Here is a 24,704-nt window from a genome sequence, read left to right on the forward strand (position 1 = left end):
GGGTCAGGCGATGGACATGCGCGCTGTCAGGTTCTGCTGCATGTAGTCGAGGAAGCGGCGCTGGAACAGCATGGTGTGTTCGTGTGCGGCGGCTTCGGCGGCGTCGGCGTCGCGGGCGGCAATGGCTTCAATGATTTCATCGTGGTCGCGGCCCAGGCGGGTGGCGCTGGCCGAGCTGACCACGTGGTCGAAGTGCAGGTGCAGCAAGCGCTGGCCTTCGCCTAGCAGGCGTTCGTAGTAGTTGATGAAATAGGGGTTGCGCCCGGCGTGGGCAATGGCCATGTGGAAGGCCTTGTTCAGTTCGGACATGGCCTGGAAGTCACCGCTGGTCACGGCCTTGAGGTAGGCGGCGTCGGCCTTGCGGATGGCTGCCAGGTCTTCTTCGCGGTGCTGGGTGGCGGCCAGGCGGGTGACGGCGCGCTGGATCAGGTCCAGGGCGGAAATGTAGTTGGGGAATTCCTCGATCTCGAACGGCGTCACCAGTGTGGTGCGGTTCGGCAGGATCACCACCAGGCCTTCGGTGATCAGGCGGGCGAGGGCATCGCGTACCGGCGAGCGCGACAAGCCAAACTGCGCGGCCAGCGACACTTCGTCCAGCTGCACCCCGGGCTTGAGCTTGAGGGTGAGGATCTGTTTGCGCAGTTCTTCGTATATGTAGCGGCCGCTATGGCGTCGTGGTGCGCCTTCGGTGTCGGTATCTTTGGCCATCATCAGGTCTCGGTTGGGCTCGCCCGTATCATACAGGCGGGCCCTTGTAATTATCATCCCGGGTTGACTGGGCCCTGTGTAGGAGCGGGCTTGCCCGCGAAGAACCCCACGCGGTGCATGGCACCGGCTGCGCCGGTGTTCGCGGCTAAAGCCGCTCCTACAGGGATTTGCGCAAGCCCCAGGTTTTGCGCAAGCCTTTAGCGGTCAGGAAATACCGGCCCCCCAGGTGTCGCTCAGCATGAACCCGGCAGCCAGGGGGTCATCCGGGTCCACGCCCAGCTGTTGCAAGCCATACAGCCAGGCCCGCCCGGTCACCCGTGGCAGCACTGCCGGCCGCCCGCCGACTTCGCTGTGGCCGAGCAACTCGACCTGGAACTGCCCGCCAATGGTCGAGCGCGACACCAGCTGGTCACCGGCCTGAACCAACCCGCGTGCCGCCAAGGTGGCCAGGTTAGCCGAACTGCCGGTGCCACACGGCGAGCGGTCGACCCGCCCCGGCGGCAGGGTGGTGCAGGTCTGATAGGTGCGATAGTCCAGGCGGTTGCGGAACATCACGTAAGCCACTTCGTTGACTGACGGCAGCAGCGGGTGCTGGATGTTCAGCTGGCGGTTGATCACGTCTTTCAGGGCCACGCCGGCATCGGCCAGGACGCGGGCATGTTCCGGGGCGATCGACAGGCCGGTCTGTTCCACGTCGATCAGGGCGTAGTACACGCCGCCAAACGCCACATCAACCTTGAGGGTGCCGAACTGCTCGGTCTCGATGGCCAGGTCCAGGTGCTCGACGAAGGCGGGCACCATGTCCAGCGACACGCTCAGGCAGCGGCCGTCCGCGCACTGGGCACGGGCGGTGACCAGGCCGGCCGGGGTATCCAGCACCACGGTGGTTTGTGGTTCCTGCATCGGCAGCATGCCCAGCTCCAGCAGGGCGGTGACCACGCAGATGCAGTTGCTGCCAGACATGGGGTGGGCCTTGTCGGCCTGCAGTACGATAAAGCCCGCGTGGGCCTCCGGCCGGGTCGGCGGCAGCAGCAGGTTGACCGACATCTGCAGGCAGCCGCGCGGCTCCAGCGTCACCAGGCGGCGCAGGCTGTCGTCCACCTCGTTGATGTAGTTCATCTTGTCCAGCAGGGTGGCGCCGGGGATGCCCAGCACGCCGCCGGTGATGACCTTGCCGATTTCACCTTCGCAGTGCACTTCGGCCAACTGCAGAGTCTGTTTCCAACGCATGGTGTTACCTCACTTGATGTACCAGCCCCAAGGCTGCTCGCTGTCGTAGCGGGTGATCTGCTTGGTTTCCAGGTAGTTGTTCAGGCCCCATTCGCCCAGTTCGCGGCCAATGCCGCTCTGTTTGTAACCGCCCCACGGTGCTTCGGTGAAGGTTGGCTGCGAGCAGTTGATCCAGACGATGCCCGCCCGGAACTTGCGTGCCACGCGCTCGCAACGCTGCAGGTCCTTGGACATGACGGCGGCACCCAGGCCGAAGCGCGAGTTGTTGGCCGATCTTACCGCTTCGTCCTCGCTGTCGAACGGGCGGATGCACACCACCGGCCCGAAGATTTCCTCGTTCCACACCCAGCTGTCTTCCGGCACATCGGCGAACACCGTAGGTTGCAGGTAGAAGCCTTTGTCCAGGTGCGCCGGGCGTTCGCCGCCGCATACCAGCCGCGCGCCTTCCTCCAGGCCGCGGGCAATGGCTTGCAGGGTACCTTCGTACTGGCTGCGGTTGACCAGCGGGCCTAGCAGCACGCCTGCTTCCATGCCGTTGCCGATCTTGATCTTGCGCGTCTCTTGCGCCAGGCGTGCCAAAAGCGGTTCGTAGGCGGCGCGTTCGACCAGCACGCGGGAGGTGGCAGAGCAGACTTCGCCCTTGTTCCAGAAAATGCCGAACATGATCCACTCGACGGCCTGTTCGATATCGCTGTCGGCAAAGATCACGAACGGCGACTTGCCGCCCAGCTCCAGGGTGACGTTCTTGATGTCCTGGGCGGCCGCTTGCATGATGCGGCTGCCCACCGGCACGCTGCCGGTGAAGGCCAGCTTGTCGACGCCAGGGTGCGCGGTAATTGCCGCGCCGACCGTGGAGCCCGGGCCGGTGACAATGTTCAGCACGCCGGCCGGCAGGCCGGCTTCATCGGCAATGCGCGCCAGCTCCAGCGCTGTCAGCGAGGTTTGCTCGGCCGGTTTGAGGATGATGCTGCAACCGGCGGCCAGGGCCGGGGCGATCTTCCACGAAGCCATCAGCATCGGGAAGTTCCACGGCACGATGGCACCGGCAACGCCGATCGGCTCCTTGCGTGCCAGCGAGCTGAAGCGGTCGTCGGCCAAGGTCACCGGTTGTTCGCGTCGGGCATCCAGCTCTTCGGCCAGGTTGGCGTAGAAGTCGAAGCAGCCGGCGGTGTCGCCAATGTCCCACATGGCTTCGGGGAACGGCTTGCCGTTGTCGCGCACTTCCAGTTCGGCCAATGCTTCCTGGCGGGCGCGGATGCCGTCGGCGATCTTGCGCAGGTAAGCGCCACGCTCGGCGCCACTCAGGCGCGGCCACGGGCCATTGTCGAAGGCGTCGCGGGCGGCTTTCACCGCCACATCCACGTCCTCGGCAGTGCCGCAGGCAACGCTTGCGATCAGGCTTTCATCGCTTGGGTCATACGAATTGAAGCTGCCGCCCTTGATCGGGCTGACCCACTGGCCATTGATGTAGAACTGATCGTAGCGGTTCATGCGTTTCCTCCAAGGACGGCAAAGCGTCGGGCACTGAATGCAGAAAGATTTTGACTGGGGCTGCGTTGAGCGGCGAGGTCACTCACCAGGCGGCCAGTGGTGGCGCCAAGCGTGAGCCCGAGCTGACCATGACCAAACGCGAGGATGGCGTTTTTCAGGCGCGGCGAACGGTCGATCACGGGTTTGGTGTCGGGCAGGAATGGCCGATAGCCGACACCGAACTCCATGCCTTGGATGTTCAGTTGCGGCAGTACGCGGCGGGCCTTTTCCATGATGATTTCGGCACGCTTGAAATTGGGTTCGGCATTGGCGCCGGCGAACTCGATGGTGCCGCCGATCTGCAGGCCGCGGGTCATCGGGGCGAAGCAGAAACCGCCATCGGCGTAGATCACCGAGTGGCGGATTTCCACGCCTGGCTGCGGCAGCACTGCCTGGTAGCCGGCGATGCCTGCCAACGGGATGTGTACGCCGAGCGAGTCGAAGAAGGCGCGGGCACCGGTGCCGGCAGCGACTACCAGCAGGTCGGCAGGCACGCGTGTGCCGTCTTGCAGGGTGACGCCGGTGGCCTTGTCGTGCAGTTCATCGATCTTCACCACTCGCTGGCGCACGCGCACGCCACCCTGGGCAATGAAGCTTTCGGTGAGGGCGGCGATGAAGCCTTCGGTGTCGTTCACCGCGCGCCAGTCGGGGAACATCAGGCCATGCTGGAACTTGCCGGCCAGGGCCGGTTCCAGGTCGCTGATCTGCCCACCGTTCAGCTCTTCGGAGCGGAAGCCCAATTGCTTGCGCAATTCCAGGTGTGGGCGCTCGTGTTCCAGGCCGGCCGGGGAGTCGAACACTTCCAGGATGGGACGGTCGCCGAGCAGGGTCTTGTCGGGGCAGGCGTCCAGCAGCGGTGCATAGTCTTCGTACACATGCTGGGTCAGGCGCGCCATGTCCTGGGCGATTTCGTTGATTTTTGATGGCCGGGCGCAGGCGAGGAAGCGCATGAACCACGGCAGGATGCCGGGCAGGGCGCTGGGGCGCAGGGCCAGCGGGCCTTTCTGGTCGAGCAGCCAGCCGGGGATTTTCATCAGGATGCCAGGCTTGGACAGCGGGATGACTTCGCTGACCGCCATCTGCCCGCAGCTCCATTTGGCGGTGCTGTCGCCGGGGGCGGCGGGATCGATCAGGGTGACCCGGTGGCCGTCGCGCTGCAGGTACAGCGCGCAGCACACGCCGACAATGCCGCCGCCGATGACTACAGCCTGTTGCGGTAAGGGGTGCGGGTTGTTCATGGATCACATGCTCTAAAGGGTGTGTGAGGTCCTTGTAGGAGCAGCCTTGCGCTGCGAAGAGGCCGGTATGCCCAGTAGAGCTGTAGTGCCTGGACTGGCCTCTTCGCAGCGCAAGGCTGCTCCTACAAAGGGAAAGCATCAGGCCTGAGAGGTCTCGAACACCTTGCGGAACTCGGCCTTCTCGTCCTCGGTCAGCGGCAGCAGTGGCGCACGCGCCGGGCCGACCTTGAAGCCGGCCAGCTCGGTGCCGTACTTGACCTTCTGCACGAACTTGCCGCTTTCCAGGTTGGCCATGGCCGGGAACAGGCTGCGCATGATCTGCTGGGCACCACGGATATCGCCGCCGGTGAACGCGTTGTGGAAAGCCACGACCTTCTCCGGGAAGATGTTGGCCGGGCCGCAGATCCAGCTGTCGGCGCCCCACAGGTAGAAGTCCAGGGCCTGGTCGTCGGAACCGCACGACAGCTGGATGCCCTTGTATTTCTCACCAATCTCGATAGCGCGCAACAGGTTGCCGCTGCTTTCCTTGATACCGATCACCCGCGGGTGCTGGTGCAGCGCGGCGATCACGTCCAGGCCCACTTCGACGTTGGTGCGGATCGGGTAGTTGTAGAGCACCACGTTGATCTCGGGGAAGGTCGAGAGGATGGTGTTGTAGTGGGCCAGCAGCTCCTCCTGGGACGGCAGCGCGTAGTAGGGCGGGGCGATCAGCAGGTTGGTGTAGCCGGCGTCGACGGTCTGTTTGATCTGCTCCAGCACTTCGCGGGTGCAGGAACCGTTGGCGCCGGCAATCAGCGTGCCGCGGTCGCCGACCACTTCCTTGACGGTGGCCAGGATCTGCCGGCGTTCGTCGTTGGCCAGGGCGTAGTATTCACCGGTCGAGCCCAGCGGCACGAAGCCTTTCACACCGGCTGCCAGCTGGTGCTCGAGGATGGCGGCCAGGGTGTCGTGGTCGACTTTGCCAGCGGCGTCGAACGGGGTGACCAGGGCGGGCAGGATGCCGTTGAGTTTCATCGGGTAACTCTCCTTGGGGAAGGTATCAGTAGGCGTAGCGACGAAGCAGGCGCCCCTCGACCACACCGACCAGGCGGGTGAGCGGGAACGCCACCAGGAAATAGATGACGGCCACTGCCGAGAGGAACTCGACCGGGCGGGCGGTGCTGTTGGAAATGTTCTGGCCGACGAACATCAGGTCGGCGACCCCGACCGAGGAGATCAGCGCGCTCTCCTTGAACAGGCTGACCACGTTCGACAGCAGCGGCGGTACCGAGCGCAGCAGGGCCTGGGGGAACACCACGTACAGCACCTTCACCCGTGAAGTCAGGCCGAGTGCGATGCAGGCGTCGTGCTGTTCGCCGGCAATGGACTTGAGCGCCCCGCGGAAGGTCTCGCTGGTGATCGCACCCATGTACAGGGTCAGGGCGATCAGCACCGACACGTACGGCGGGATATCCAGGCCGAACACCACCGGGAAGCAGAAGAACACCCAGAACAGCTGGATCAGCAGTGGTGTGCCGCGAAAGAACTCCACGTACAGGGTCAGTGGCAGGCGCAGCAGCTTCAGCTTTACCTGGCGCAGCAGGCTGACCACGAAGCCCAGCAGGCTGCCCAACAGGGCACACACTGCGGTGAACGCCAGGGTCAGGGCCAGGCCCTTGAGCAGCACCGGCCAGTAGTGCAGGACAACTGAAAAATCGAGTGGCATGACATTCTCCTCAGCGCTGCGCGGCCAGTTCCTGGCGCCGTTCGAACCACTGCACCAGCTGCGCGATCGGCAACGACAGGGCGAAGTAGATCAGCGCGATCAGGGTGTAGGTTTCCAGCGGGCGGTAGGCTTCGGTGGCCAGGCTCTTGCCCACGTACATCAGGTCGGCGACGGCGACGATGGCCACCAGTGCGCTTTGCTGCAGGGTGCCGATGCCGTTGGTGATCAGTACCGGCAGGGCGCTGCGCAGCGCTTGTGGCAGTACCACGTACAGGGTGCGTTGCCAGCCCTTCAGGCCAAGTGCAACCGAGGCGTCCAGGTGTTCGCGCGGCACCGCCTGCACCCCTGCACGGTAGGCCTCGGCGTTGAACGCGGTCAGGTTCAGCCCCAGCGCCAGGAAGCCCATGGCGATCGGGTCGATGAACACGTCGAACAGCATCGGCACGCAGTAGAAGAACCAGACGATCTGCAGCAGCGCCGGGGTGCAGCGGAAAAACTCGATGAACAGCTGCGCCGGCCAGCGCATGAAGAACCAGCGGCTCAGGGTCAGCAGGCACAGCACGAAGCCGAGGACAAGGCCGATCAGGTTCGAGACCAGGGCCAGCTCCAGCGTCACCTTCAGCCCGTCGAGCAGGGCCGGCAGGCTGCCGTTGAGAAAATGGAAGTCGAATTGGTAGTTCATCGCGGCGCCCTCAATCGAACTGCACGACCTTCTCGAGGAACTCGCGTGTGCGTGTTTCCCGAGGCTGGGTAAAGATCTGTTCGGGGTGGCCTTGCTCGACCACCTTGCCGTTGGCGCAGAACACCACGCGGGTGGCGATGTGCCGGGCGAAGTGCATGTCGTGGGTGACGATGATCATCGCCATCTTCTGCTCGGCCAGTTGCATCATCACGTTCTGCACTTCGATGACCATTTCCGGGTCGAGCGCCGAGGTGACTTCGTCGAACAGCATCAGGCGTGGCTCCAGCATCAGGGCCCGGGCAATCGCCACGCGTTGTTTCTGCCCGCCGGACAACTGGCTGGGGTAGGCGTGCAGCTTGCTTTCCAGGCCCAGGCGGGCGAGGTAGGCACGGGCCTTTTCGGTGGCCTCGGCCTTGCCCATGCCGTGCACCTTGACCGGCGCCAGGATCAGGTTGCCGAGCACCGACAGGTGCGGGAACAGGGTGTAGTGCTGGAACACCATGCCAATCTGCTTGTGCAGGGTTTCGTCCAGTGGCTTGCCCTGTTTGCGGCTGCCGTCGATATACGGTTTGCCCTGGAACTGGATGCTGCCGCCCTGGATACCTTCAAGGCCCATCAGCACTCGCAGTAGCGAGCTCTTGCCGCTGCCGGACGGGCCGATGATCACCAGGCGATCGTCGGCGCGCATGTCCAGTTGCATCTGGTCCATCACCACCAGCTGTTCGCTGTAGGCCTTGCGCACGCCGCGCAGCTGGATGAAATCGCCGCCCAGGGCGGAATTTGGGGTGAGCGAAGCCTGTGGCTGGGCAGCCACCAAATGAGGAGTGGTCATTACAGTCGTCTCCGCGAGGGCGCCCTTGGCCGGCACCCTCGGCAAGTCAGCGGGAGTTACTGGGCTTTCTGGCCCGCAATGATCTCGGCCGAGGCCTTGTCCACCAGCTGGTCAATCTCACCGCTGGCGCGGCGCTGGCTGAGGTAGGCATCGAGCTGGGCGAGGTCGGCGGCCGGGGTGCTGCGCGCCAAGGCAAACGACACGCCTTGCCTGGCCAGCGCCGGTACTGGCAACACTTCTTTCACCCAGCTATGGGCCAGGGCGAACAAGTGGTTGGTGTCGTTGGCATCGGCCAGCACATCGGCGCGGCGCGACATCAGCGCCATGCGGGTTTCATCGGAGCCGGGCAGGCGCATCAGCGTGGCGCGCGTGATGGCGGCCGATACGGCCTTGTCGGCGGCGGTGCCGGAGATCACGGCGATGGTCACCCCGGGTTTGTCGTAGTCGGCCAGGTTGCTGCCGGCACTGCTGAACTTGGGGTTTTTCCCGTTGCTGAGGAAGGAGATCTGGTAGTCGGTGGCCGGCACCGAGAAGGCCACGGCCTGGGCGCGTTCCGGGGTCTGGTTCAGGGCCATGGCCATGTCCCACTTGCCGCTTTGCAGGCCGGCCACCTGGTTGTCCCAGCTGGTGTCGACGAACTGCGCTTTTACCTTCAGCACCTGCTCGGCGAAGTCGCGGCACAGGTCGACGAAGTAGCCGCTGTACTGCCCAGAGGCCGGGTCACGCATCACGTAAGGGGCTGCCACTGCCGCGCCGCAGCGCAGGACGCCGGCCTTTTGCACGTTTTGCCAGGTTTGCGTGTCGGCGTGTGCGGCGGGTTGCATCACAAGTGCCAGTGCTGCGGTGAGACAAGCGATGCCGCCACCGACTGTGCGGGAAAGGGACCATGCCATTTTGAATCTCTCCGGTGATTTGTTCTTGTAGGCAGAAGAGCTAGCAAAAAATAGATCGCAGTATGTTTTGTTGAATCCTGCAATGTGTGCAGTGCTGTATTCAGGCTATTCCTGTGTCGGCGAAGCTGTCAACACGTGGCAAGAAATTTTTTGCCAGCAGGCAGGAATGCCGTGGGAGGTGCTTTCTTGCTCATGGTTGAGTCTTCCCATGACCGAACGTTAGTAAATGCTGGTTTAATTTGTGCAGTTCTGGGCGCAGTCTAGGATTCAAGCTTGCATACAGATTTGCCGCCATACCTTCCTGCCAACAACAACGACTATCAGTGAGGTCCACCATGCATCTTCCAACTCCGTCTTCCCTCAAGGCGCTGGTCATCGCTGCCGGCCTGTGTGCGGCCACGCTGGCCCAGGCTGCAGAAACTTCGATCTGGCAGGACGTGCAAAAGGCCGGCGTATTGCGCTGCGGCGCTGCGGTGGCCGCGCCCTATGTGATGCGCGATGCCAAAAGTGGTGACTACAGTGGCTACTTCGTCGACCTGTGCCGCGACTTCGGCGAGAAGGTACTGAAGGTCAAGGTCGCCTTCGTCGATACCAACTGGGACAACCTGGTGGCCGGCTTGCAGAGCAGCAAGTGGGACCTGGCCATGGCCCTGAACCAGACGCCGGAGCGGGCGTTGGCCGTTGGCTTCACCGTGCCGGCCACCGATTACCAGGTGTCGCTGCTGGTGAACAAGGACAACCCCAAGCTGGCCGAGGTGAAGGACGACATCAGCGCGCTCGATAAGCCGGAGGTGACCTTTGCGGTGATGTCCGGTACCGCGCAGGACAAGGCCATTTCCTCGGTGATTCGCAACGGCAAGATCATGCGCCTGCCCGGCATGGACGAAGCGCGCCTGGCGGTGATGTCCAAGCGCGCCGATGTGCTGGTGGACGCCAGTGATACCAACCACCTGTTCGCCCTGGCCAACCCCGGCTGGGCCCGCGAGATCCTGCCCAAACCGGCATTGGCCAAGCAGGGCGTGTCGTTTGGCGTGCGCCGCGATATTTCCCCGGCCGACCTGCAGGTGTTGAACATCTACCTGTCGCAGCGCCGCGAGACCGGTGACATCCAGCGGTTGGTCGACAAGGCCTCGCTCGCCGCCAACGCCGAGGTGAACAAGCATGAGTGATTTCGCACGCCCGTTGGCCGGGCAGATCGTGCTGGTAACCGGAGGCTCTGGCGGCATTGGCGCTGCGATCGTCGAACGGCTGGTGGCCGAAGGCGCCAAGGCGTTGATCCACTTCAGCCGTGATGCCCAAGGTGCCGAGCAATTGCTGGCGCGCATTGGCGGCAACGGCTGGATCGTGCAGGGCGACCTGAGCGAAGACGACGGGCCGGACAAACTCTGGCAGGCCGCGCTGGAATTGGCGGGAGGGCGCATTCATGGGTTGGTCAACAATGCCGGTATCCGTACTGAAATCCCGCTGGACGCACCTTCGGCGCAGTGGCGTGCGGCCTGGCGCCGCGAGTTCCAGGTGAACTTCTTCGCCGCAGCCGATCTGTGCCGCGAGGCCGTGGCGCATTTTCGTGCGCATGGCGGCGGGCGCATCATCAACATGGCCAGCCGCGCCGCCCAGCGTGGTTATGCGGCGGATGCCCTGCCGTACGGCAGCAGCAAGGCAGCGTTGGTCAACCTGACCAAGTCACTGGCGCGCAGCGTGGCCGGGGAGGGCGTGGTGGCATTGGCGATTGCTCCAGGCTGGGTGCGCACCGACATGGCCGAACAGTTCATTGCCCAACATGGCGAGGCGGCGGCGGTGGCGGACATCCCGGTGGGGCGCATGGCCAGCCCGGGCGAGATTGCCGAATTGGTGGCGTTTGCCCTGCGGCCTTCGCAGGTGTCGCTCAACGGGGCGACCTTGGATGTAAATGGCGGCAGTTATATCCGCTGATGCCCCTGGGGGCGCTTTGCGCCCCTTTCGCGACGCAAGGCCGCTCCTACAGGAAATCGCGTTAGGCCCCAGGCGGTTGCGTACCCCTGTAGGAGCGGCCTTGCCGGGGCGCCGGACCGGTCGGATGGGCTGCGAAGCAGCCGCAAAATCTCAGATCTATTTCATACATTTGTACAGTTCACAAATCCAGGTCTTGGAAACTGTCGATATCGCCCCCGGCCAACCCCGCATAACCTCAGGCCAACACGCACTGGTCACAACAAACAAAAGCCCCCTTACACCAGTCGCAAACGCCAACGGGAAGCCACCAGCATGTCAGCGAAATCCGATTTGTCCCTGATACCCAACAAACCGCTCTGGTTTGCCGCGAGCGAGCTACGCGCCCGCCTCGACGGTGCAACCGACGCCGATGTGGTGATTGTCGGTGCCGGGTATACGGGGCTGTGGACCGCCTACTACCTGCTCAAGAGCGACCCGTCGCTGCGCGTGGTGCTCCTGGAAAAGAACGCGGTCGGTTTCGGTGCCTCGGGCCGCAACGGCGGCTGGGCGTCGGCGATCTTCCCGATCTCACTGCACCGGGTGGAGCAGCTGTATTCGCACCACGCGGCCTTGCAGTTGCAAGCGGCCATGAACGATACAGTCGACGAAATTGGCCGGGTGCTGGCGCTGGAAGGGGTTGATGCCGACTACGCCAAGCAGGGCTTCCTGTCCCTGGCCCGCAGCGCCCCGCAACTGGCTCGGGCACGGGCAGCGGTGGAGTCTTCGGCACGCTTCGGCCTGCCCGACCAGTGGCAGGTGCTGGATGCGGCCCAGGCCCATGCCAGGACCGGTGCCGAAGGCACGCTGGGTGGCCTGTACACCGAGCACTGCGCACTCATTCACCCGGGCAAGCTGGTGCGCGGCCTGGCCAGGTTGGTCGAGAGCCTGGGCGCAAAGATCTACGAGCAATCGGCGGTCACCCAGATGGCCCCAGGCGTGGTGCACACCGAGCGCGGCTCGGTACGCGCCGAGATGACCGTGCGCGCCACCGAGGCTTTTACCTCGCAGCAGCCGGGCAAGTCGCGGTTCGTCATACCACTGTACTCGCTGGTGCTCGCTACCGAGCCGTTGCCACGCGAGTTGCTGGCCAGGCTCAACCTCGACCACCGCATGGCCTTCAACGACATGCGCCACCTGCGTGTCTATGGCCAGGTCACCGCCGAAGGCCGGCTGGTGTTCGGCGGCCGTGGCGCCCCCTACAAATGGGGTTCGGTGATGCCCGAGCAGGCCGACCTGGTGGACAGCATCCACGGCAAGATCTACGACACCATGCTGGAGTTCTTCCCGGCCCTGCACGATACCCGCGTCACCCACCGCTGGGGCGGTGCGCTGGGCGTCTCGCGTGACTGGTGCCCGACCGTCAGTATCGACCGCAACAACCGCATGGCCTGGGCCGGGAACTACGTCGGTGACGGCGTGGCCACCAGCAACCTGGCAGGGCGCATCCTGCGCAACCTGATTCTGGGGCGTGTTGAAGGCATCAACACGCTGCCCCTGGTCAACCACCGCTCGCCGTCCTGGGAGCCAGAACCGCTGCGCTGGTTCGGTATCAACAGCGGCCTTGCCGCCGCGTCGCTCAGCGACATGGAAGAGCGCTACACCCACAAACCTTCACGTACCGCGATGCTGCTGGAAAAGCTCACCGGCGCCCATTGATAAGGAGAAACCCTCATGCCTTCGTTCACCATCATCAAGCACGCCGACATCAAGGCCCTGCCACTGACTGCCGCCGGCCAGCGCGCCGGCGCCGACCAAGGTGACCCGCAGGTCGCCATCAGCAAGCAGGCGCCAGAGGCGGTTGGCAACCTCGGTGTGTGGGAGTGCCAGCCAGGCGGCTGGCCGGTGGTCGACCGCCCTGACACCGAGTTCACCTACATCATCTCGGGCAAGGCGCTGCTCACCGACGACAGCACCCAGGATGTGGTGGAAGTGACGGGCGGCGACCTGATCATCCTGCCACCGGGCTGGACTGGCCGCTGGGATGTGCTGGAAACCGTGCGCAAAGTCTACGCCATCTATTGATATCACGCGGTCCCTGTAGGAGCGGCCTTGTGTCGCGATCGGGCCGCAAAGCGGCCCCGGCAACTTTTGCATCAAGGCTGAAATCCTGGGGCTGCTGCGCAGCCCGATCGCGACACAAGGCCGCTCCTACAGGGCCGTAGCCAAATCCATTGAACATGTTCGGAAAACTACAATGACCCAAACCATCATGAACTGGATCTCCGGCGCTCAGGCCGAGACCACCAGCGGCCAGCAACTGCCGGTCTACAACCCGGCCACTGGCGTGGTCACCGGCCAGGTACAGCTTTCTGCACAGAAAGACGTAGACGCCGCCGTCGCCTCGGCCAAGGCTGCCTTCCCGGCCTGGAGCAACCTGTCGCCGCTGCGCCGTTCGCGGGTGCTGAACAAGTTCCTGGCGCTGCTCAACGAGCACCGTGACGACCTGGCCCGCATGATCACCGCCGAGCACGGCAAGGTCTTCACCGACGCCCAGGGCGAGGTGATGCGTGGTATCGAAATCGTCGAGTTCGCGTGCGGCGCGCCGCAGCTGCTGAAAACCGACTTCACCGACCAGGTCAGCACCAACATCGACAACTGGACCCTGCGCCAGCCGCTGGGCGTGGTCACCGGCATCACCCCGTTCAACTTCCCGGTGATGGTACCAATGTGGATGTTCCCGGTCGCCCTGGCCACCGGCAACACCTTCGTGCTCAAGCCGAGCCCGCTGGACCCAAGCCCGAGCCTGTTCATCGCTGAGTTGCTGAAGCAGGCCGGCCTGCCAGATGGCGTATTCAACGTGGTGCAGGGCGACAAGGACGCGGTCAACGCGCTGATCGAACACCCGGATGTGCAAGCCATCTCCTTCGTCGGTTCCACTCCGATTGCCAACCACATCTACGAGACCGGCGCCCGTCACGGCAAGCGCGTGCAGGCCCTGGGTGGCGCGAAGAACCACCTGGTGGTGATGCCTGATGCCGACATCGACCAGGTCGTCGACGCGCTGATCGGCGCGGCCTACGGTTCGGCTGGCGAGCGCTGCATGGCGATCAGTGTGGCGGTGTTCGTTGGTGACGAAACGGCCGAGAAAGTCATGCCCAAGCTGATCGAGCGTACCCGCGAACTGAAAGTGCTGAACGGCACCAATCTTGAGGCCGAGATGGGCCCGATCGTTACCCGTGCGGCGCTGGAGCGCATCACCGGTTACATCGAACAAGGCGTGAAAGAAGGCGCAACCATGCTGGTCGATGGTCGCGGCTTCAATGGCCAGACCGCTGGCGAAGGCTGTGGCGACGGTTTCTGGCTGGGCGGCACGCTGTTCGACAACGTCACCCCGGACATGCGCATCTACAAGGAAGAGATTTTCGGCCCGGTGCTGGCTTGCCTGCGCGTGAAAGACTTTGCCGAAGCGGTCGACCTGATCAACGCCCACGAGTTCGGCAATGGTGTGAGCCTGTACACCCGCGACGGCCACATCGCCCGTGAGTTCGGCCGCCGTATTCAGGTGGGCATGGTCGGCATCAACGTGCCGATTCCGGTGCCGATGGCCTGGCATGGCTTTGGTGGCTGGAAAAAGAGCCTGTTCGGCGACATGCATGCCTACGGCGAGGAAGGGGTGCGCTTCTACACCAGGCAGAAGAGCATCATGCAGCGCTGGCCACAAGCGATTGCCAAAGGCGCGGAGTTTGCGATGCCGACCAGCCACTAAGGCACTCGGCTAGCTGACCACAAACAGCCCCGCCCACGCAGCGGGGCTGTTTGCGTCTTAGCAGGCGAGCGCGACCGCTGTAGGAGCGGCTTTAGCCGCGAACACCGGCGCAGCCGGTGCCATGCACCGCGTGGGATTCTTCGCGGCTAAAGCCGCTCCTACAGGGCCTGCGTGAACCCGAAAGGGTCAGGCGAAGCGTTCGAAGCGGTAGGGCGCCGGGTCGATCAGGGGGGCGGATTGGGACACCAGGTCCGCAGCCAGCTGCCCGGCAGCCGGCGAGGTGCCGAAGCCATGCCCGGAGAAACCGGTGGCCAGGGTCAGGCCCGGGACGCTGGCCACCGGGCCGATCATCGGGTTGGAGTCTGGGGTAACGTCAATCGTGCCGGCCCAGGCGCTGGCGATACGTGCCTGTTCGAACACCGGCCAGGCCGCCTTGAGGTTGCGCATGGCCTCGTCGTTGAGCGCCGGGTTGGCGAGCGGGTCTTGTACCCGCACGCGCTCGAAAGGGGTCACATCACTGGCCTTCCAGCGCCGGGCCAGGGCCAGGTCCTTGAAAAAGTACCTGCCAAAGCTGATGCGCAAAAAGTCCCGCTGGGCACGCAATTGCGGCAGGTAGCGCTTCCCCAGCAGCAGGTGGTCGAGGGTGAGGAAGGCATCCAGCGCGCCGCGCTGGGTGATGATGAAGCCGCCATCCTTGTGCTTGCGGAAGGAAAAGTCCGGGGCACCTACCGCGATGTCGGTCGGCCCGTCCATTGGCTCGGTGCGCAGCACAGAGCAGGTCAGTGGCAAGGTCGGCAGGTTGATGCCCAGGTTGCCGAGGAACTTGCGTGACCACAGGCCACCGGCCAGCAGCACCTGGTCGCAGCGGATCTCGCCTTGCTCGGTGACTACCCCGCTGACACGCCCGGCCGCAGTGACCAGCGTACGCACTGCGCAGTGCTCCACGATAACCGCGCCCTTGGCCATTGCCGCACGGGCGATGGCGCTGGCGGCCAAGGTCGGTTCGGCACGCGCGTCCGAAGGGGTGAAGATGCCACCTGCCCAGTCTGCCTGGCCGCCCGGCACCATCTGGGCGATTTCACGCGCACTCAGCAAGCGCGAATCCAGGCCCAGCGCCTCGACGCTTTTCAGCCAGCCTTCATGCATGCCCATCTGCGTGTCGTTGCGGCCGATGAACATGATGCCGGCCTGGCGATAGCCGACGTCGCTGCCCACCCGCGCCGGCATTTCGGCCCACAGCCGGTCGGCCGCCAGCGCCAGCGGGATATCGTGGGCGTGGCGGTTGGTCTTGCGCACCCAGCCGAGGTTGCGCGAGGACTGCTCGCCAGCGAGGCGCCCCTTTTCCAGCACCACCACCGGTATGTTGCGTTCGGCGAGGGTCAGTGCGGCGGTGAGGCCGATAATGCCGCCACCGATGATCACCACGGTGGTGGCGGCGGGGTGGCGGGCGCTGGTTTGCACTGGGGCGATCGTGGGAGACATGGCGTTACTCGTTGTGGTTCGGGCAGGGAAAGTGCTCAGCGACAGCCAGTGGCATCACTGGCCAAGGCGGATCATGGTCACTTGCGCTTGCGCCGCGCCGCGGTAGGCGGTGACTTCCAGCTCGACCTTGTACACGGTCGAGCCCAGCGGCGGGCAGGTGACCGTGGTGGCTGGGTCGATGCCACGGAACTTCTCGCCGATCACCTCCATGACCCGTGGCACATCGGCCGGGTCCTGGATGAACACCCGCGAGTTGATGACGTCGGCCAGGCTGGCATCGACCGCCGCCAGGGCGCTTTCGATGTTGGCGAACACCTGATGAGTCTGTTCGATGACGTCTTCCGGAATGAGCTGGGTCTGCGGGTTGCGCCCAGCGGTATTGGATACGTGAATCCAGTTGTCCACCGCCACCAGGCGGGAGTAGCTGGCCATGTCTTCGAACTTGGAGCCGGTTTTCAGTTTGGTGATCTGTGTCATGGGCTTTGCCTTGTTGTCTGGTTGTGGGGGATTAGCTGAGAGCGGGGGTTTCCCAGAGGTTGAGCTTCACGCCGATGCCTTGCTCAAGCGCCTTGCGGTACACCACAGTGCCCCAGGCCACGTCTTCGACGGGCATGCCGCCTACCGACATCAGGATGATTTCGTCGTCATGCAGGCGGCCAGGTGCGTCGCCGCTGATGATCTTGCCGATGTCTTCCAGGTGCTCTGCAGCCAGCGTGCCTTCGGCGATCATGTCCATGAAGCGCACGCCTACCAGCGGCACGTGGTTGTGCGCGGGCTTGGGCAGCTCTTCGAACCAGGCTTCGTACAGGCCGGTGTTGTCCACCACCTTGCGTACGTCGTGCTGCTCCATGCCGGCATCGATGCTGCACGGCGCCGGCATGGCCAGGAATGCGCCAGGCTTGACCCACTCGCGGCGCACCAGCGGGTACTGGCTGGGGTCGCCGACTTCGCCGGAGCTGCAGTAGCTGACCAGGTCGGAGCCGCGCACCACCTCTTCCAGTGTTTCCACCACCTGGATGTGGGTGATTTGCGGGAAGCTGGCTTTGACCCAGGCGACGAAGGCATCCAGGTTCTTCTGGCCGCGGCCTTTGATCTTGATGGTGTCGATCAGCGGGCAGACGGCCATGAACGCGGCGACCGTGGTCTTGCCCATCACCCCAGGCCCGGCCAGGCCGATGACCTTGGCGTCCTTGCGCGCCAGGTGGCGGGCGCCGACACCCGGGATGGCGCCGGTGCGGTAGGCCGACAGCAGGTTGGCCGACATGTGCGCCAGTGGTGCGCCGGTGTCGGCGTCGTTGAGGGTGAACATCAGGATCGAGCGGGGCAGGCCCTTCTCGCGGTTGGCGATGTTCGAGCCGTACCACTTGGCGCCTGCGGTCTGGAAGTTGCCACCGAGGTACGCCGGCATCGCCATCATGCGCCGGTCGGCGGTGGGCTTGGGCATATTGGGGAACGGCGAGTGCTCGGGGAAGGTGATCATCGCGCCGTGCGAGTCACTGTTCGGGCCGGCCATGCGGTAGTCGCCCTGGTACAGCAGGCCGAACATTTCTTCCATGGTGTCGACGCAGGCGGGCATGTCGGTGACGCCGGCGCGGATCATGTCCTGCTCGGACAGGTAGATGAAGTCAATTCTGGTATCGAGGGTCATAGCGGGTCTCGCAGGGCTGGCTGCCGTCGGATTTATTGTTGGTATCGAGGCAACCAGTTTCGCTAACGACTGGTAGGTCGTCTTGTGCCTGCCTGCCAGCCGAGTTGACCGTCAGTGCCAAGCCTTCAGTGGCCTGCGAGCGAGAAGCTGGCGGGGGTGTCGCGCAGGCTCAGGGTGCCCAGCAGGCACACCACCAGGGTGCACAGGGCCAGCAGTGCGGCCCACGCGGTCGGGCCGTGGTTGAGCACCACAGCGGCAAGGGGTGCTGCGCCCGCCGACACCGACAGCTGGATGGCACCCAGTAACGCGGCGGTGGAGCCCAGCGCCTTTTCCTGCGAGGCCATGACCAGCGACATCAGCGTCGACTCGGCTATCCCCAGGCCGAACAGTGCCACCACCATGCCGCCGGCCACACCCGGCAGCCCCAGGCCGGTCAGCGCACCCAGCAGGCTGATGCCGGCGCCGCCAGCCATGCACAGCACGCCCAGGCGGGTGAGGGTATTCAGGCCCAGGCGGCTGATCAGGCGGCTGGCGGCCATGGCACCGAACAGGATCGACACCCCGGTGGCGCCGAACAGCAGGCCGAAGGCCTGGGCGCTCAAACCGTAGTGGGCCTGGTACACCAGGGTGGCACCACCGATGTAGGCGAACAGGAAGAAGAACACCGCCGCCACGGCCAGGGTCGGGCGCAGGAAGCGGCGGTCGGCGAGGATGGCCAGGTAGGTGCAGCAGGCGTGGGCCAGGTGCAGGGGTTCGCGTTTGCTCGCTGGCAGGGTTTCCGGCAGGTTCAGCAGGCTGTTGGCCAGCACCGCCAAGCCCATGCCGGCGAGTACCAGCATCACCGCGCGCCAGCCGAAATGTGTGTCGATCATGCCGCCCAGGGCGGGGGCCAGGATCGGCGCCACGCCTTCGATGGTCATCAGCAGGGCGAACAGCTTGGTGGCGGCAACGCCCTGGCTGACATCACGGACCATGCTCATGATCACCACCAGGGTCAGCGCACTGCCCAGGCCCTGGAAGAAGCGCAGCACGATCAAGGTGTCGAGGCTGGGGGCTGCGGCTGCGCCGAGCGAGCACAGGATGAACAGCAGCAGGCCGGCCAGCAGCGGCTTGCACCGGCCATAGGCATCGACGACCGGGCCGAAGATCAACTGGCCGGCACCCATGGCCAGCAGGAAGAAGGTCAGCGTCAGCTGCACGCGGGTGAAGCTTGCCTGATAGTGGCTGGCGATTTCCGGCAGGCTCGACAGGTACATGTCGACGGCGGAAGGGCCCAGGGCGCCGACCAGGCCGAGGCCCAGGGCGAAGCGGAAAGGTACCGGGGGAGAGGGATCTGCTTGCATGGTTTTCTCTGGCTGATTTTTAACCTACCGGTCGGTAGGTTGGCGGATGTTATGCGCCAGGCCACGCAAGGTCAAATCCTTCAGGAAGTTGCGCGGTCCCTTGCAGGAGCGGCCTTGTGTCGCGAAAGGGCCGCAAGGCGGCCCCAGCCATTTATGCCGTGGTGCTGAAATCCTGGGGCCGCTTTGCGGCCCTTTCGCGACACAAGGCCGCTCCTACAAGGACCGCGTTGATGCGGATTAGAACGGCACAGCCACGGTCAGCTGGCTGTAGACGTTGGTGCCATTCCCCCCCACCTGGTTACCGCCATTGCTCTCATCCTTGCGCGGCTGGTACAGCCCCACCAGCGGGCTGATGATCAGATGCTCGTTGACCGCCCATTCCACATACAGGTCCAGCTCCCGCGCATCGAGGTTGAGGCTGTCGCGGGTACGCACGGTGTCGAAGTCGAAATACAGCGCACCGACCGTGAGGTTTTCCAATGGCGTCGCTTTCACACCCACATGGTGGATGCCGGTGTTGCTGTTGAACGGGCCGGCATAGTTGGCGGCGACTTCACCCTGGAACCAGGTGCCGTAACCGCTGGACAGCCCGCTGAACAGGGGGTCCCAGCCCGCCGAGTAGCGGGTATAGCGGTAGGTGACTTGCGGTGCCCATGGCAGTTCGGCAAAGGTGTAGCCAGCCTGCAGGTACCAGGCTTGCTCGGGGCCGTCGGTCTTGTCCTGCGAGGCGTACTCGAAGGCGAAGCTGGCATTGTCGATGCCGGCGTTGCCTTCGCCCCGCGCGCTGTACACGTCCATGCCTTCGCGGGCTTTCTGGAACTCGCTGGCCCACTGGTCGGTGACGTCAATGCCGTGAATCCAGGTCAGCCCCAGAGTGCCCAGGGCGTGGGTATAGTCCAGCGTGCCGGCCGCCAGTTCGGTTTCGGCCTGGGCGCGGTTGTCGGATTTCAGCCACAGCAGGCTGCCATGCAGGCCATCGCTGCCACCCAGGCGCAGCATGGCGGTGCGATCGAATGCATGGCGGGCGGCCAGGTAGTAGGCGCCGCCGCGGTTCAGGGCGCCATCGGCCACGCCATTGCCCAGGTTGGGGCCGTCGTCGTTGATCAGGAAGCCACTGCCCAGGCGAATGGTCTGGCGGCCAGCGGAAACGTCCACGCCATCCTTGCCCAGCACCGGGAACAGGTCGGCCGAGCGCCAACCAAGGTAGGCGTCCTCGATCTTGGTGGTGCGTTCGGAACCGTCGGTGTTGCCAGCCGCATCGCCATCGCCCCAGGTGGCCGAGCTTACCCAATTCAGGCTGCCATACAGCGTGCCGTTGCCCGCCAGGCCCTGGTCACCGCTGAGGCCATACTTGATGAAGCCTTCGCGCCAGGTCGAACCACCCGTGGTGCCGTCGTAGTACTTGCGGCTGTTGAACATGCCCCATACCGCCAGCATGTCGGCGTTCAGGTGGCTGTCATCGTCGGCGTACAGCTCGTAGGCCGGCGCGGCCTGGCTGGCCAGCAATGCAGCCAGGGCCAGGCTGGACAGCGTCTGCGGTTTGACCATTTGCACATCCCTCGTTTGTTCTCGGCCGCCTGAACGGTGGCCTTGTTGTTCGGGGGCACCCTCGGTCTGGCGAGGGGCCATCGCGGTTGGCGGCGATGGCCTATTAGGGCGTGTGCGGCGGGGCGGGGTCTTGTTTGTGGCTGCCAAGGCGTTTGCACGCCTTGGCCAGGGGGCGGGTCAGTAGCGGATCATCACCGACTTGAGCTCGGTGAAGTCATCGATGAAGGCCGAGCCGAACTCGCGGCCAATGCCGGACGCCTTGATGCCGCCAAACGGCACGGCCGGGTCGAGCAAGGTGTGCATGTTCACCCACAGGGTGCCGGCCTGGACCTGCGGAATCATGCGCATGGCCTTGCCCAGGTCGTTGGTCCACAGGCTGGCGCTGAGGCCGTAGGGCGAGGCGTTCACCAGCTGCAGCAGCTCGTCTTCATCGTCGTACGGCAGGAAGGTTGCCACCGGGCCGAAGGTTTCCTGGTTCAGCAGCGTGTCGTTGGCCGACCGGGCGAGAATCACGGTGGGTTCGACGAAGCAGCCCGGGCCATCGCCCAGCTTGCCGCCGTGGATGATCTGGCTGCCTTCGGCGCGGGCGGTGGCGAACAGTTCGGCCAGTTTCTGCTGGTGCGGCTTGTTCGCCACCGGGCCGAACTGGGTGGCCTCGTCCAGCGGCGAGCCGATTTTCAGCTGGCCCAGGCGCTGGGACAAGGCGTCCAGCAGCGGGTCGATGCGCGAGCGGTGCACATAGAAGCGCTCGCCGGCTGCGCAGATTTGCCCCGAGTGCAGGAAGCCGGCCTCGATGATGCCGTCCACTGCCTTGTCGGTTGCCACGTCGGGCAGGAAGGCCACTGCGTTCTTGCCGCCCAGTTCCAGCGTCGCGCGGGTCAGCTTGGCGCCCATGGCGGCCTGGCCGACGGCGATGCCGGTGGGGACGGAGCCGGTGAACGATACTTTGTCGGTGCCTGGGTGCTCGATCAGCGCTTTGCCCACCAGGCCGCCACCGGTCAGCACGTTCAGGGCCCCGGCCGGCAGGCCCGCTTCGGTGGCCAGTTCGGCTATGCGCAGCAGCGTCAGCGGGGTGAACTCGCTGGGTTTGAGGATAATGCTGCAGCCGGTGGTCAGGGCCGAGGCCAGCTTCCAGATGGCGATCATGGTGGCGAAGTTCCACGGCACGATGCCTACCACCACACCGATCGGTTCGCGCAGGGTGAAGGCGCTGTAGCGCTCACCGGCAAACGAGGGCAGTGACGGGGTGATGGTCTGGCCGGTGATCTTGGTTGCCCAGCCGGCGTAGTAGCGCAAAAAATGCGCGGCCTGCTCTACTTCGAAGGCACGGGAAATGCCGATCAGCTTGCCGGACTGCAAGGTCTCCAGCTGCGCCAGTTCCTCGCGGTTGGCTTCCAGCAGGTCGGCCAGCTTGAACAGCACTGCGGCGCGGGCGGCGGGGCTTGTGTGCGACCAGGTGCTGAAGCCTTGGCGCGACGAGCTGACGGCGTGGTCGACATCGGCCTGGTTGGCGTCGGCGATGTGGGCGATGGTCTGCCCGTTGGCCGGGTTGACCACGGCGATTTTTGCCGAGGATTGGCTGGCCAGGGTCTGGCCGTGAATGAACACGCCATGCTCGCGGGCCAGGAAGGCGGTGACGGCGGGGAGGAGGGTGATGTCGCTCATGCGAACTCCGGGGGCAGGTGGAGCATGGAGCATAGAGAGCGGGCAAGGCGGGTTCTTGCGTCTGCGTGACAGCGGCATGACTGTGGCTGCCATGCCTTGGGTCAGCCTTGCGCGGTCCCTTGTAGGAGCGGCCTTGTGTCGCGATCGGGCTGCGCAGCAGCCCCTCGAATTCAGCTTCGCCGCAGATATTGCTGGGGCTGCTGCGCAGCCCTATCGCGACACAAGGCCGCTCCTACAAGGACGGTGTTGTGTTCAGGGCGATGTCTGGCAGCCAGCAACAAACCCGGCGGCAGCCATTGGCAAGACGCCATGCCCCCTGCGGCGCACAGTAATCACTCGTTCAACGCCACAAAAACAAGCCGGGGCATAACGATGTCACTCAATAACAAGCTCACCGAGCACCTCAACCGCGGCACGGTCGGTTTCCCCACCGCACTGGCCAGCACTGTCGGGCTGATCATGGCCAGCCCGGTGATCCTCACCGCAACCATGGGTTTTGGCATTGGCGGTAGCGCCTTTGCCGTGGCCATGGTCATCGCCGCCCTGATGATGCTGGCGCAGTCCACCACCTTTGCCGAGGCGGCGTCGATCCTGCCAACCACAGGCTCGGTATACGACTACATCAACTGCGGCCTGGGCCGCTTCTTCGCCATCACCGGCACGCTGTCGGCCTACCTGATCGTGCATGTGTTCGCCGGTACTGCCGAGACCATCCTGTCAGGGGTGATGGCGCTGGTGAACTTTGAACACCTCAACACCCTGGCCGAATCCGCCGGTGGTTCGTGGCTGTTGGGCGTGTGCTTCGTGCTGGCGTTCGCAGTGCTCAATGCCTTTGGTGTCAGCGCCTTCAGCCGCGCCGAAGTCATCCTCACCTTCGGCATGTGGACCACATTGATGGTGTTCGGTGTGCTTGGCCTGATCGCCGCGCCAGCGGTGGAACTGGACGGCCCGTTTGGCGTATCGCTGGTGGGCACCGACCTGATGACCATCTTGTCGCTGATCGGCATGGCCATGTTCATGTTCGTCGGCTGCGAGTTCGTCACGCCGCTGGCACCCGAACTGCGCCGCTCGGCCTGGGTGTTGCCGCGGGCTATGGCACTGGGCCTGTTCGGCGTGGCCAGTTGCATGTTCATCTACGGCGCGGCAATGAAGCGCCAGGTGGAAAACGTGGTGCTCGATGCCGCCAGCGGCGTGCACCTGCTGGATACGCCCATGGCCATCCCGCGCTTCGCCGAACAGGTGATGGGTGATATCGGCCCGGTGTGGCTGGGCATCGGCTTCCTGTTCGCCGGCGCGGCGACCATCAACACGCTGATGGCCGGTGTGCCGCGCATTCTCTATGGCATGGCGGTCGATGGCGCGCTGCCCAAGGCGTTCACCTATCTGCACCCGCGCTTCAAGACACCGCTGCTGTGCATTGTGGTGGTGGCGCTGATCCCGTGCCTGCATGCCTGGTACCTGGGCGGCAACCCGGACAACATCCTGCACCTGGTGCTGGCTGCCGTGTGCGCCTGGAGCACCGCCTACCTGCTGGTGACGCTGTCGGTGGTAATACTGCGCATCCGCCGCCCAGACCTGCCGCGAGCCTATCGCTCGCCGCTGTTCCCGCTGCCGCAGATCGTCTCCAGCAGCGGTATCCTGATTGGCATGGCGTTCATCACGCCACCGGGCATGAACCCGGCCGATGTCTACGTGCCATTCGCCATCATGCTCGGTGCCACGGCGGCTTATGCGTTGTTCTGGACGCTGTGCGTGCAGAAGGTCAACCCGTTCAAGCCCGCCCGGGTCGAGGATGTGCTGAAGAAGGAATTCGCCGCCGAGCCGGGCCATGTAGTGGAGCCTATGCAGCATGATCAGAAGTTTGCGTGAGCGGCTGCTGGCGCCGCGGGCGCCTGCCGGCTACCGCCCCGGGGCCACGCTGGCGTGCCTGGCGCGCAACCTGGGGCAGCAGAACATTGCAGTTGGCGGGGTGATGCACGACCCGGCGCAGGGCTGGCGGGCCGAGGTGCACGAGCGCGTCGAGGCGCACCTGCTGATGCACATCGTCAGCTGTGAATTCCACCTGCAGCTTCCTGCCCTGCAAGAGGGCGAGGTCAGCCTCGAAATGCGTCATACCGGTGCGCTGCGCCGTACCGGCCTGGCCTGCGTGCATCGCAAGGGCGACCAGGTGCGCTTCGCCCATCTGCGCGACCGCTTGCTGCGGCACGACGCGCTAGTGGCAGCGTTGATGCCGCTGGATTTCAAGCGGCTGAACCTGGCTTGCCGCGACGGCCAATGGCAACTGGTGCTGGAACACATGGGCGGCAGCGAAGTGGTCAACCGCATGCCGGCGTTTCGCCGTTACATCCCGATCAGCCCGCAGCAGCGGGCGTACCTGATGGCCAGCCTGGCCCAGTTCAGCGATTTGCTGCCCGGCCTTTGACGCGGCTTGGCACATGCCTTGCTCTGTCTAACGACAAATGATGACAGTTGTGCGCACATAGATAACATGTTAACAATGTGCGCATAACAACAAATCCTGCG

General features: G+C 64.6%; 22 protein-coding genes. 7 read left to right on the forward strand and 15 right to left on the reverse strand.

The window, feature by feature from the left end; genetic code table 11:
- Positions 1-3 precede the first annotated feature (3 nt).
- The 9 genes from ACIP1G_RS19800 to ACIP1G_RS19840 all read right to left on the reverse strand — a co-directional run bounded on the left by ACIP1G_RS19800 (position 4) and on the right by ACIP1G_RS19840 (position 8,818).
- Positions 4-711, reverse strand: a complete 708-nt coding sequence (locus ACIP1G_RS19800; protein ID WP_400740171.1) for a GntR family transcriptional regulator — start codon at positions 709-711, stop codon at positions 4-6.
- Positions 712-912: 201 nt separating this feature from the next.
- Positions 913-1,938, reverse strand: a complete 1,026-nt coding sequence (locus ACIP1G_RS19805; protein WP_400740173.1) for a proline racemase family protein — start codon at positions 1,936-1,938, stop codon at positions 913-915.
- A gap of 9 nt (positions 1,939-1,947) precedes the next feature.
- A complete protein-coding gene (locus ACIP1G_RS19810) occupies positions 1,948-3,429 on the reverse strand; it encodes an aldehyde dehydrogenase family protein (protein ID WP_400740176.1) in 1,482 nt (493 codons plus the stop codon).
- The gene (locus tag ACIP1G_RS19815) at positions 3,426-4,706 is read right to left on the reverse strand and encodes an NAD(P)/FAD-dependent oxidoreductase (protein ID WP_400740178.1); all 1,281 of its coding nucleotides are present in this window, start codon (positions 4,704-4,706) and stop codon (positions 3,426-3,428) included. The genes ACIP1G_RS19810 and ACIP1G_RS19815 overlap by 4 nt, the downstream gene beginning before the upstream one ends.
- Before the next feature lie 138 nt (positions 4,707-4,844).
- Positions 4,845-5,720 (reverse strand): dihydrodipicolinate synthase family protein, encoded by an 876-nt coding sequence (locus ACIP1G_RS19820; RefSeq protein WP_400740180.1) that lies wholly within the window; start codon positions 5,718-5,720, stop codon positions 4,845-4,847.
- 25 nt (positions 5,721-5,745) lie between these two features.
- Entirely contained in the window at positions 5,746-6,411 is a 666-nt protein-coding gene (locus tag ACIP1G_RS19825) for an amino acid ABC transporter permease (RefSeq protein WP_133971182.1), read from the reverse strand.
- 10 nt (positions 6,412-6,421) lie between these two features.
- On the reverse strand, positions 6,422-7,093 hold the full coding sequence (locus ACIP1G_RS19830; protein WP_400740183.1) for an amino acid ABC transporter permease: 672 nt from the start codon (positions 7,091-7,093) through the stop codon (positions 6,422-6,424).
- Positions 7,094-7,103: 10 nt separating this feature from the next.
- Complete coding sequence (locus ACIP1G_RS19835; protein ID WP_400740186.1) at positions 7,104-7,925, reverse strand: amino acid ABC transporter ATP-binding protein; 822 nt, start codon at positions 7,923-7,925, stop codon at positions 7,104-7,106.
- Between the two features lie 56 nt (positions 7,926-7,981).
- On the reverse strand, positions 7,982-8,818 hold the full coding sequence (locus ACIP1G_RS19840; RefSeq protein WP_400740188.1) for a transporter substrate-binding domain-containing protein: 837 nt from the start codon (positions 8,816-8,818) through the stop codon (positions 7,982-7,984).
- 335 nt (positions 8,819-9,153) lie between these two features.
- On the opposite strand from ACIP1G_RS19840, the gene ACIP1G_RS19845 reads away from it, so the two are divergent.
- The 5 genes from ACIP1G_RS19845 (at position 9,154) to ACIP1G_RS19865 (ending at position 14,495) form a co-directional block, all read left to right on the forward strand.
- A complete protein-coding gene (locus ACIP1G_RS19845; RefSeq protein ID WP_400740190.1) occupies positions 9,154-9,987 on the forward strand; it encodes a transporter substrate-binding domain-containing protein in 834 nt (277 codons plus the stop codon).
- On the forward strand, positions 9,980-10,750 hold the full coding sequence (locus ACIP1G_RS19850; RefSeq protein WP_400740193.1) for an SDR family NAD(P)-dependent oxidoreductase: 771 nt from the start codon (positions 9,980-9,982) through the stop codon (positions 10,748-10,750). Before ACIP1G_RS19845 ends, ACIP1G_RS19850 begins: the two co-directional genes overlap by 8 nt.
- Before the next feature lie 312 nt (positions 10,751-11,062).
- The gene (locus ACIP1G_RS19855; protein ID WP_400740195.1) at positions 11,063-12,445 is read left to right on the forward strand and encodes an NAD(P)/FAD-dependent oxidoreductase; all 1,383 of its coding nucleotides are present in this window, start codon (positions 11,063-11,065) and stop codon (positions 12,443-12,445) included.
- A gap of 15 nt (positions 12,446-12,460) precedes the next feature.
- Positions 12,461-12,811, forward strand: a complete 351-nt coding sequence (locus ACIP1G_RS19860) for a cupin domain-containing protein (RefSeq protein ID WP_400740198.1) — start codon at positions 12,461-12,463, stop codon at positions 12,809-12,811.
- A gap of 172 nt (positions 12,812-12,983) precedes the next feature.
- Positions 12,984-14,495: a CoA-acylating methylmalonate-semialdehyde dehydrogenase gene (locus ACIP1G_RS19865; RefSeq protein ID WP_400740201.1), complete on the forward strand. Its 1,512-nt coding sequence runs from the start codon at positions 12,984-12,986 to the stop codon at positions 14,493-14,495.
- A gap of 186 nt (positions 14,496-14,681) precedes the next feature.
- Here ACIP1G_RS19865 and ACIP1G_RS19870 read toward each other — a convergent pair whose 3' ends face one another.
- The 6 genes from ACIP1G_RS19870 to ACIP1G_RS19895 form a co-directional block, all read right to left on the reverse strand.
- Positions 14,682-15,977 (reverse strand): NAD(P)/FAD-dependent oxidoreductase, encoded by a 1,296-nt coding sequence (locus ACIP1G_RS19870; protein ID WP_400740204.1) that lies wholly within the window; start codon positions 15,975-15,977, stop codon positions 14,682-14,684.
- Positions 15,978-16,031: 54 nt separating this feature from the next.
- Positions 16,032-16,454, reverse strand: coding sequence for a RidA family protein (locus ACIP1G_RS19875; protein WP_400740207.1), 423 nt, complete (start codon positions 16,452-16,454; stop codon positions 16,032-16,034).
- Between the two features lie 31 nt (positions 16,455-16,485).
- Positions 16,486-17,625 (reverse strand): tyramine oxidase subunit B, encoded by a 1,140-nt coding sequence (locus ACIP1G_RS19880; protein WP_400740210.1) that lies wholly within the window; start codon positions 17,623-17,625, stop codon positions 16,486-16,488.
- A 125-nt stretch (positions 17,626-17,750) separates the two neighbouring features.
- Complete coding sequence (locus ACIP1G_RS19885) at positions 17,751-18,968, reverse strand: multidrug effflux MFS transporter (RefSeq protein WP_400740211.1); 1,218 nt, start codon at positions 18,966-18,968, stop codon at positions 17,751-17,753.
- Positions 18,969-19,205: 237 nt separating this feature from the next.
- On the reverse strand, positions 19,206-20,516 hold the full coding sequence (locus ACIP1G_RS19890) for a hypothetical protein (protein WP_400740214.1): 1,311 nt from the start codon (positions 20,514-20,516) through the stop codon (positions 19,206-19,208).
- A 177-nt stretch (positions 20,517-20,693) separates the two neighbouring features.
- On the reverse strand, positions 20,694-22,181 hold the full coding sequence (locus ACIP1G_RS19895; protein WP_400740216.1) for an aldehyde dehydrogenase family protein: 1,488 nt from the start codon (positions 22,179-22,181) through the stop codon (positions 20,694-20,696).
- 372 nt (positions 22,182-22,553) lie between these two features.
- Here ACIP1G_RS19895 and ACIP1G_RS19900 point away from each other — a divergent pair, with 372 nt between their 5' ends.
- Entirely contained in the window at positions 22,554-24,050 is a 1,497-nt protein-coding gene (locus ACIP1G_RS19900) for an APC family permease (protein ID WP_400740218.1), read from the forward strand.
- Positions 24,031-24,603 carry a DUF3156 family protein gene (locus tag ACIP1G_RS19905; protein WP_400740220.1) on the forward strand — a complete coding sequence of 191 codons (573 nt, stop codon included), beginning with the start codon at positions 24,031-24,033 and terminating at the stop codon, positions 24,601-24,603. Before ACIP1G_RS19900 ends, ACIP1G_RS19905 begins: the two co-directional genes overlap by 20 nt.
- The last annotated feature ends 101 nt before the right edge of the window (positions 24,604-24,704 follow it).

Source organism: Pseudomonas sp. NPDC089392, assembly GCF_044749595.1.
In the GTDB taxonomy this organism is placed as follows: Bacteria; Pseudomonadota; Gammaproteobacteria; order Pseudomonadales; family Pseudomonadaceae; genus Aquipseudomonas.

Excerpts from the sequence above, each read along its gene's own strand:
- ACIP1G_RS19855 (WP_400740195.1), top strand. The coding sequence starts at position 11,063 with ATGTCAGCGAAATCCGATTTGTCCCTGATACCCAACAAACCGCTCTGG.
- ACIP1G_RS19800 (WP_400740171.1), bottom strand. The coding sequence starts at position 711 with ATGATGGCCAAAGATACCGACACCGAAGGCGCACCACGACGCCATAGC.
- ACIP1G_RS19885 (WP_400740211.1), bottom strand. The coding sequence starts at position 18,968 with ATGCAAGCAGATCCCTCTCCCCCGGTACCTTTCCGCTTCGCCCTGGGC.
- ACIP1G_RS19820 (WP_400740180.1), bottom strand. The coding sequence starts at position 5,720 with ATGAAACTCAACGGCATCCTGCCCGCCCTGGTCACCCCGTTCGACGCC.
- ACIP1G_RS19860 (WP_400740198.1), top strand. The coding sequence starts at position 12,461 with ATGCCTTCGTTCACCATCATCAAGCACGCCGACATCAAGGCCCTGCCA.
- ACIP1G_RS19880 (WP_400740210.1), bottom strand. The coding sequence starts at position 17,625 with ATGACCCTCGATACCAGAATTGACTTCATCTACCTGTCCGAGCAGGAC.
- ACIP1G_RS19850 (WP_400740193.1), top strand. The coding sequence starts at position 9,980 with ATGAGTGATTTCGCACGCCCGTTGGCCGGGCAGATCGTGCTGGTAACC.
- ACIP1G_RS19815 (WP_400740178.1), bottom strand. The coding sequence starts at position 4,706 with ATGAACAACCCGCACCCCTTACCGCAACAGGCTGTAGTCATCGGCGGC.
- ACIP1G_RS19870 (WP_400740204.1), bottom strand. The coding sequence starts at position 15,977 with ATGTCTCCCACGATCGCCCCAGTGCAAACCAGCGCCCGCCACCCCGCC.
- ACIP1G_RS19825 (WP_133971182.1), bottom strand. The coding sequence starts at position 6,411 with ATGCCACTCGATTTTTCAGTTGTCCTGCACTACTGGCCGGTGCTGCTC.
- ACIP1G_RS19875 (WP_400740207.1), bottom strand. The coding sequence starts at position 16,454 with ATGACACAGATCACCAAACTGAAAACCGGCTCCAAGTTCGAAGACATG.
- ACIP1G_RS19840 (WP_400740188.1), bottom strand. The coding sequence starts at position 8,818 with ATGGCATGGTCCCTTTCCCGCACAGTCGGTGGCGGCATCGCTTGTCTC.
- ACIP1G_RS19890 (WP_400740214.1), bottom strand. The coding sequence starts at position 20,516 with ATGGTCAAACCGCAGACGCTGTCCAGCCTGGCCCTGGCTGCATTGCTG.
- ACIP1G_RS19810 (WP_400740176.1), bottom strand. The coding sequence starts at position 3,429 with ATGAACCGCTACGATCAGTTCTACATCAATGGCCAGTGGGTCAGCCCG.
- ACIP1G_RS19845 (WP_400740190.1), top strand. The coding sequence starts at position 9,154 with ATGCATCTTCCAACTCCGTCTTCCCTCAAGGCGCTGGTCATCGCTGCC.
- ACIP1G_RS19835 (WP_400740186.1), bottom strand. The coding sequence starts at position 7,925 with ATGACCACTCCTCATTTGGTGGCTGCCCAGCCACAGGCTTCGCTCACC.
- ACIP1G_RS19895 (WP_400740216.1), bottom strand. The coding sequence starts at position 22,181 with ATGAGCGACATCACCCTCCTCCCCGCCGTCACCGCCTTCCTGGCCCGC.
- ACIP1G_RS19830 (WP_400740183.1), bottom strand. The coding sequence starts at position 7,093 with ATGAACTACCAATTCGACTTCCATTTTCTCAACGGCAGCCTGCCGGCC.
- ACIP1G_RS19865 (WP_400740201.1), top strand. The coding sequence starts at position 12,984 with ATGACCCAAACCATCATGAACTGGATCTCCGGCGCTCAGGCCGAGACC.
- ACIP1G_RS19900 (WP_400740218.1), top strand. The coding sequence starts at position 22,554 with ATGTCACTCAATAACAAGCTCACCGAGCACCTCAACCGCGGCACGGTC.
- ACIP1G_RS19905 (WP_400740220.1), top strand. The coding sequence starts at position 24,031 with ATGATCAGAAGTTTGCGTGAGCGGCTGCTGGCGCCGCGGGCGCCTGCC.
- ACIP1G_RS19805 (WP_400740173.1), bottom strand. The coding sequence starts at position 1,938 with ATGCGTTGGAAACAGACTCTGCAGTTGGCCGAAGTGCACTGCGAAGGT.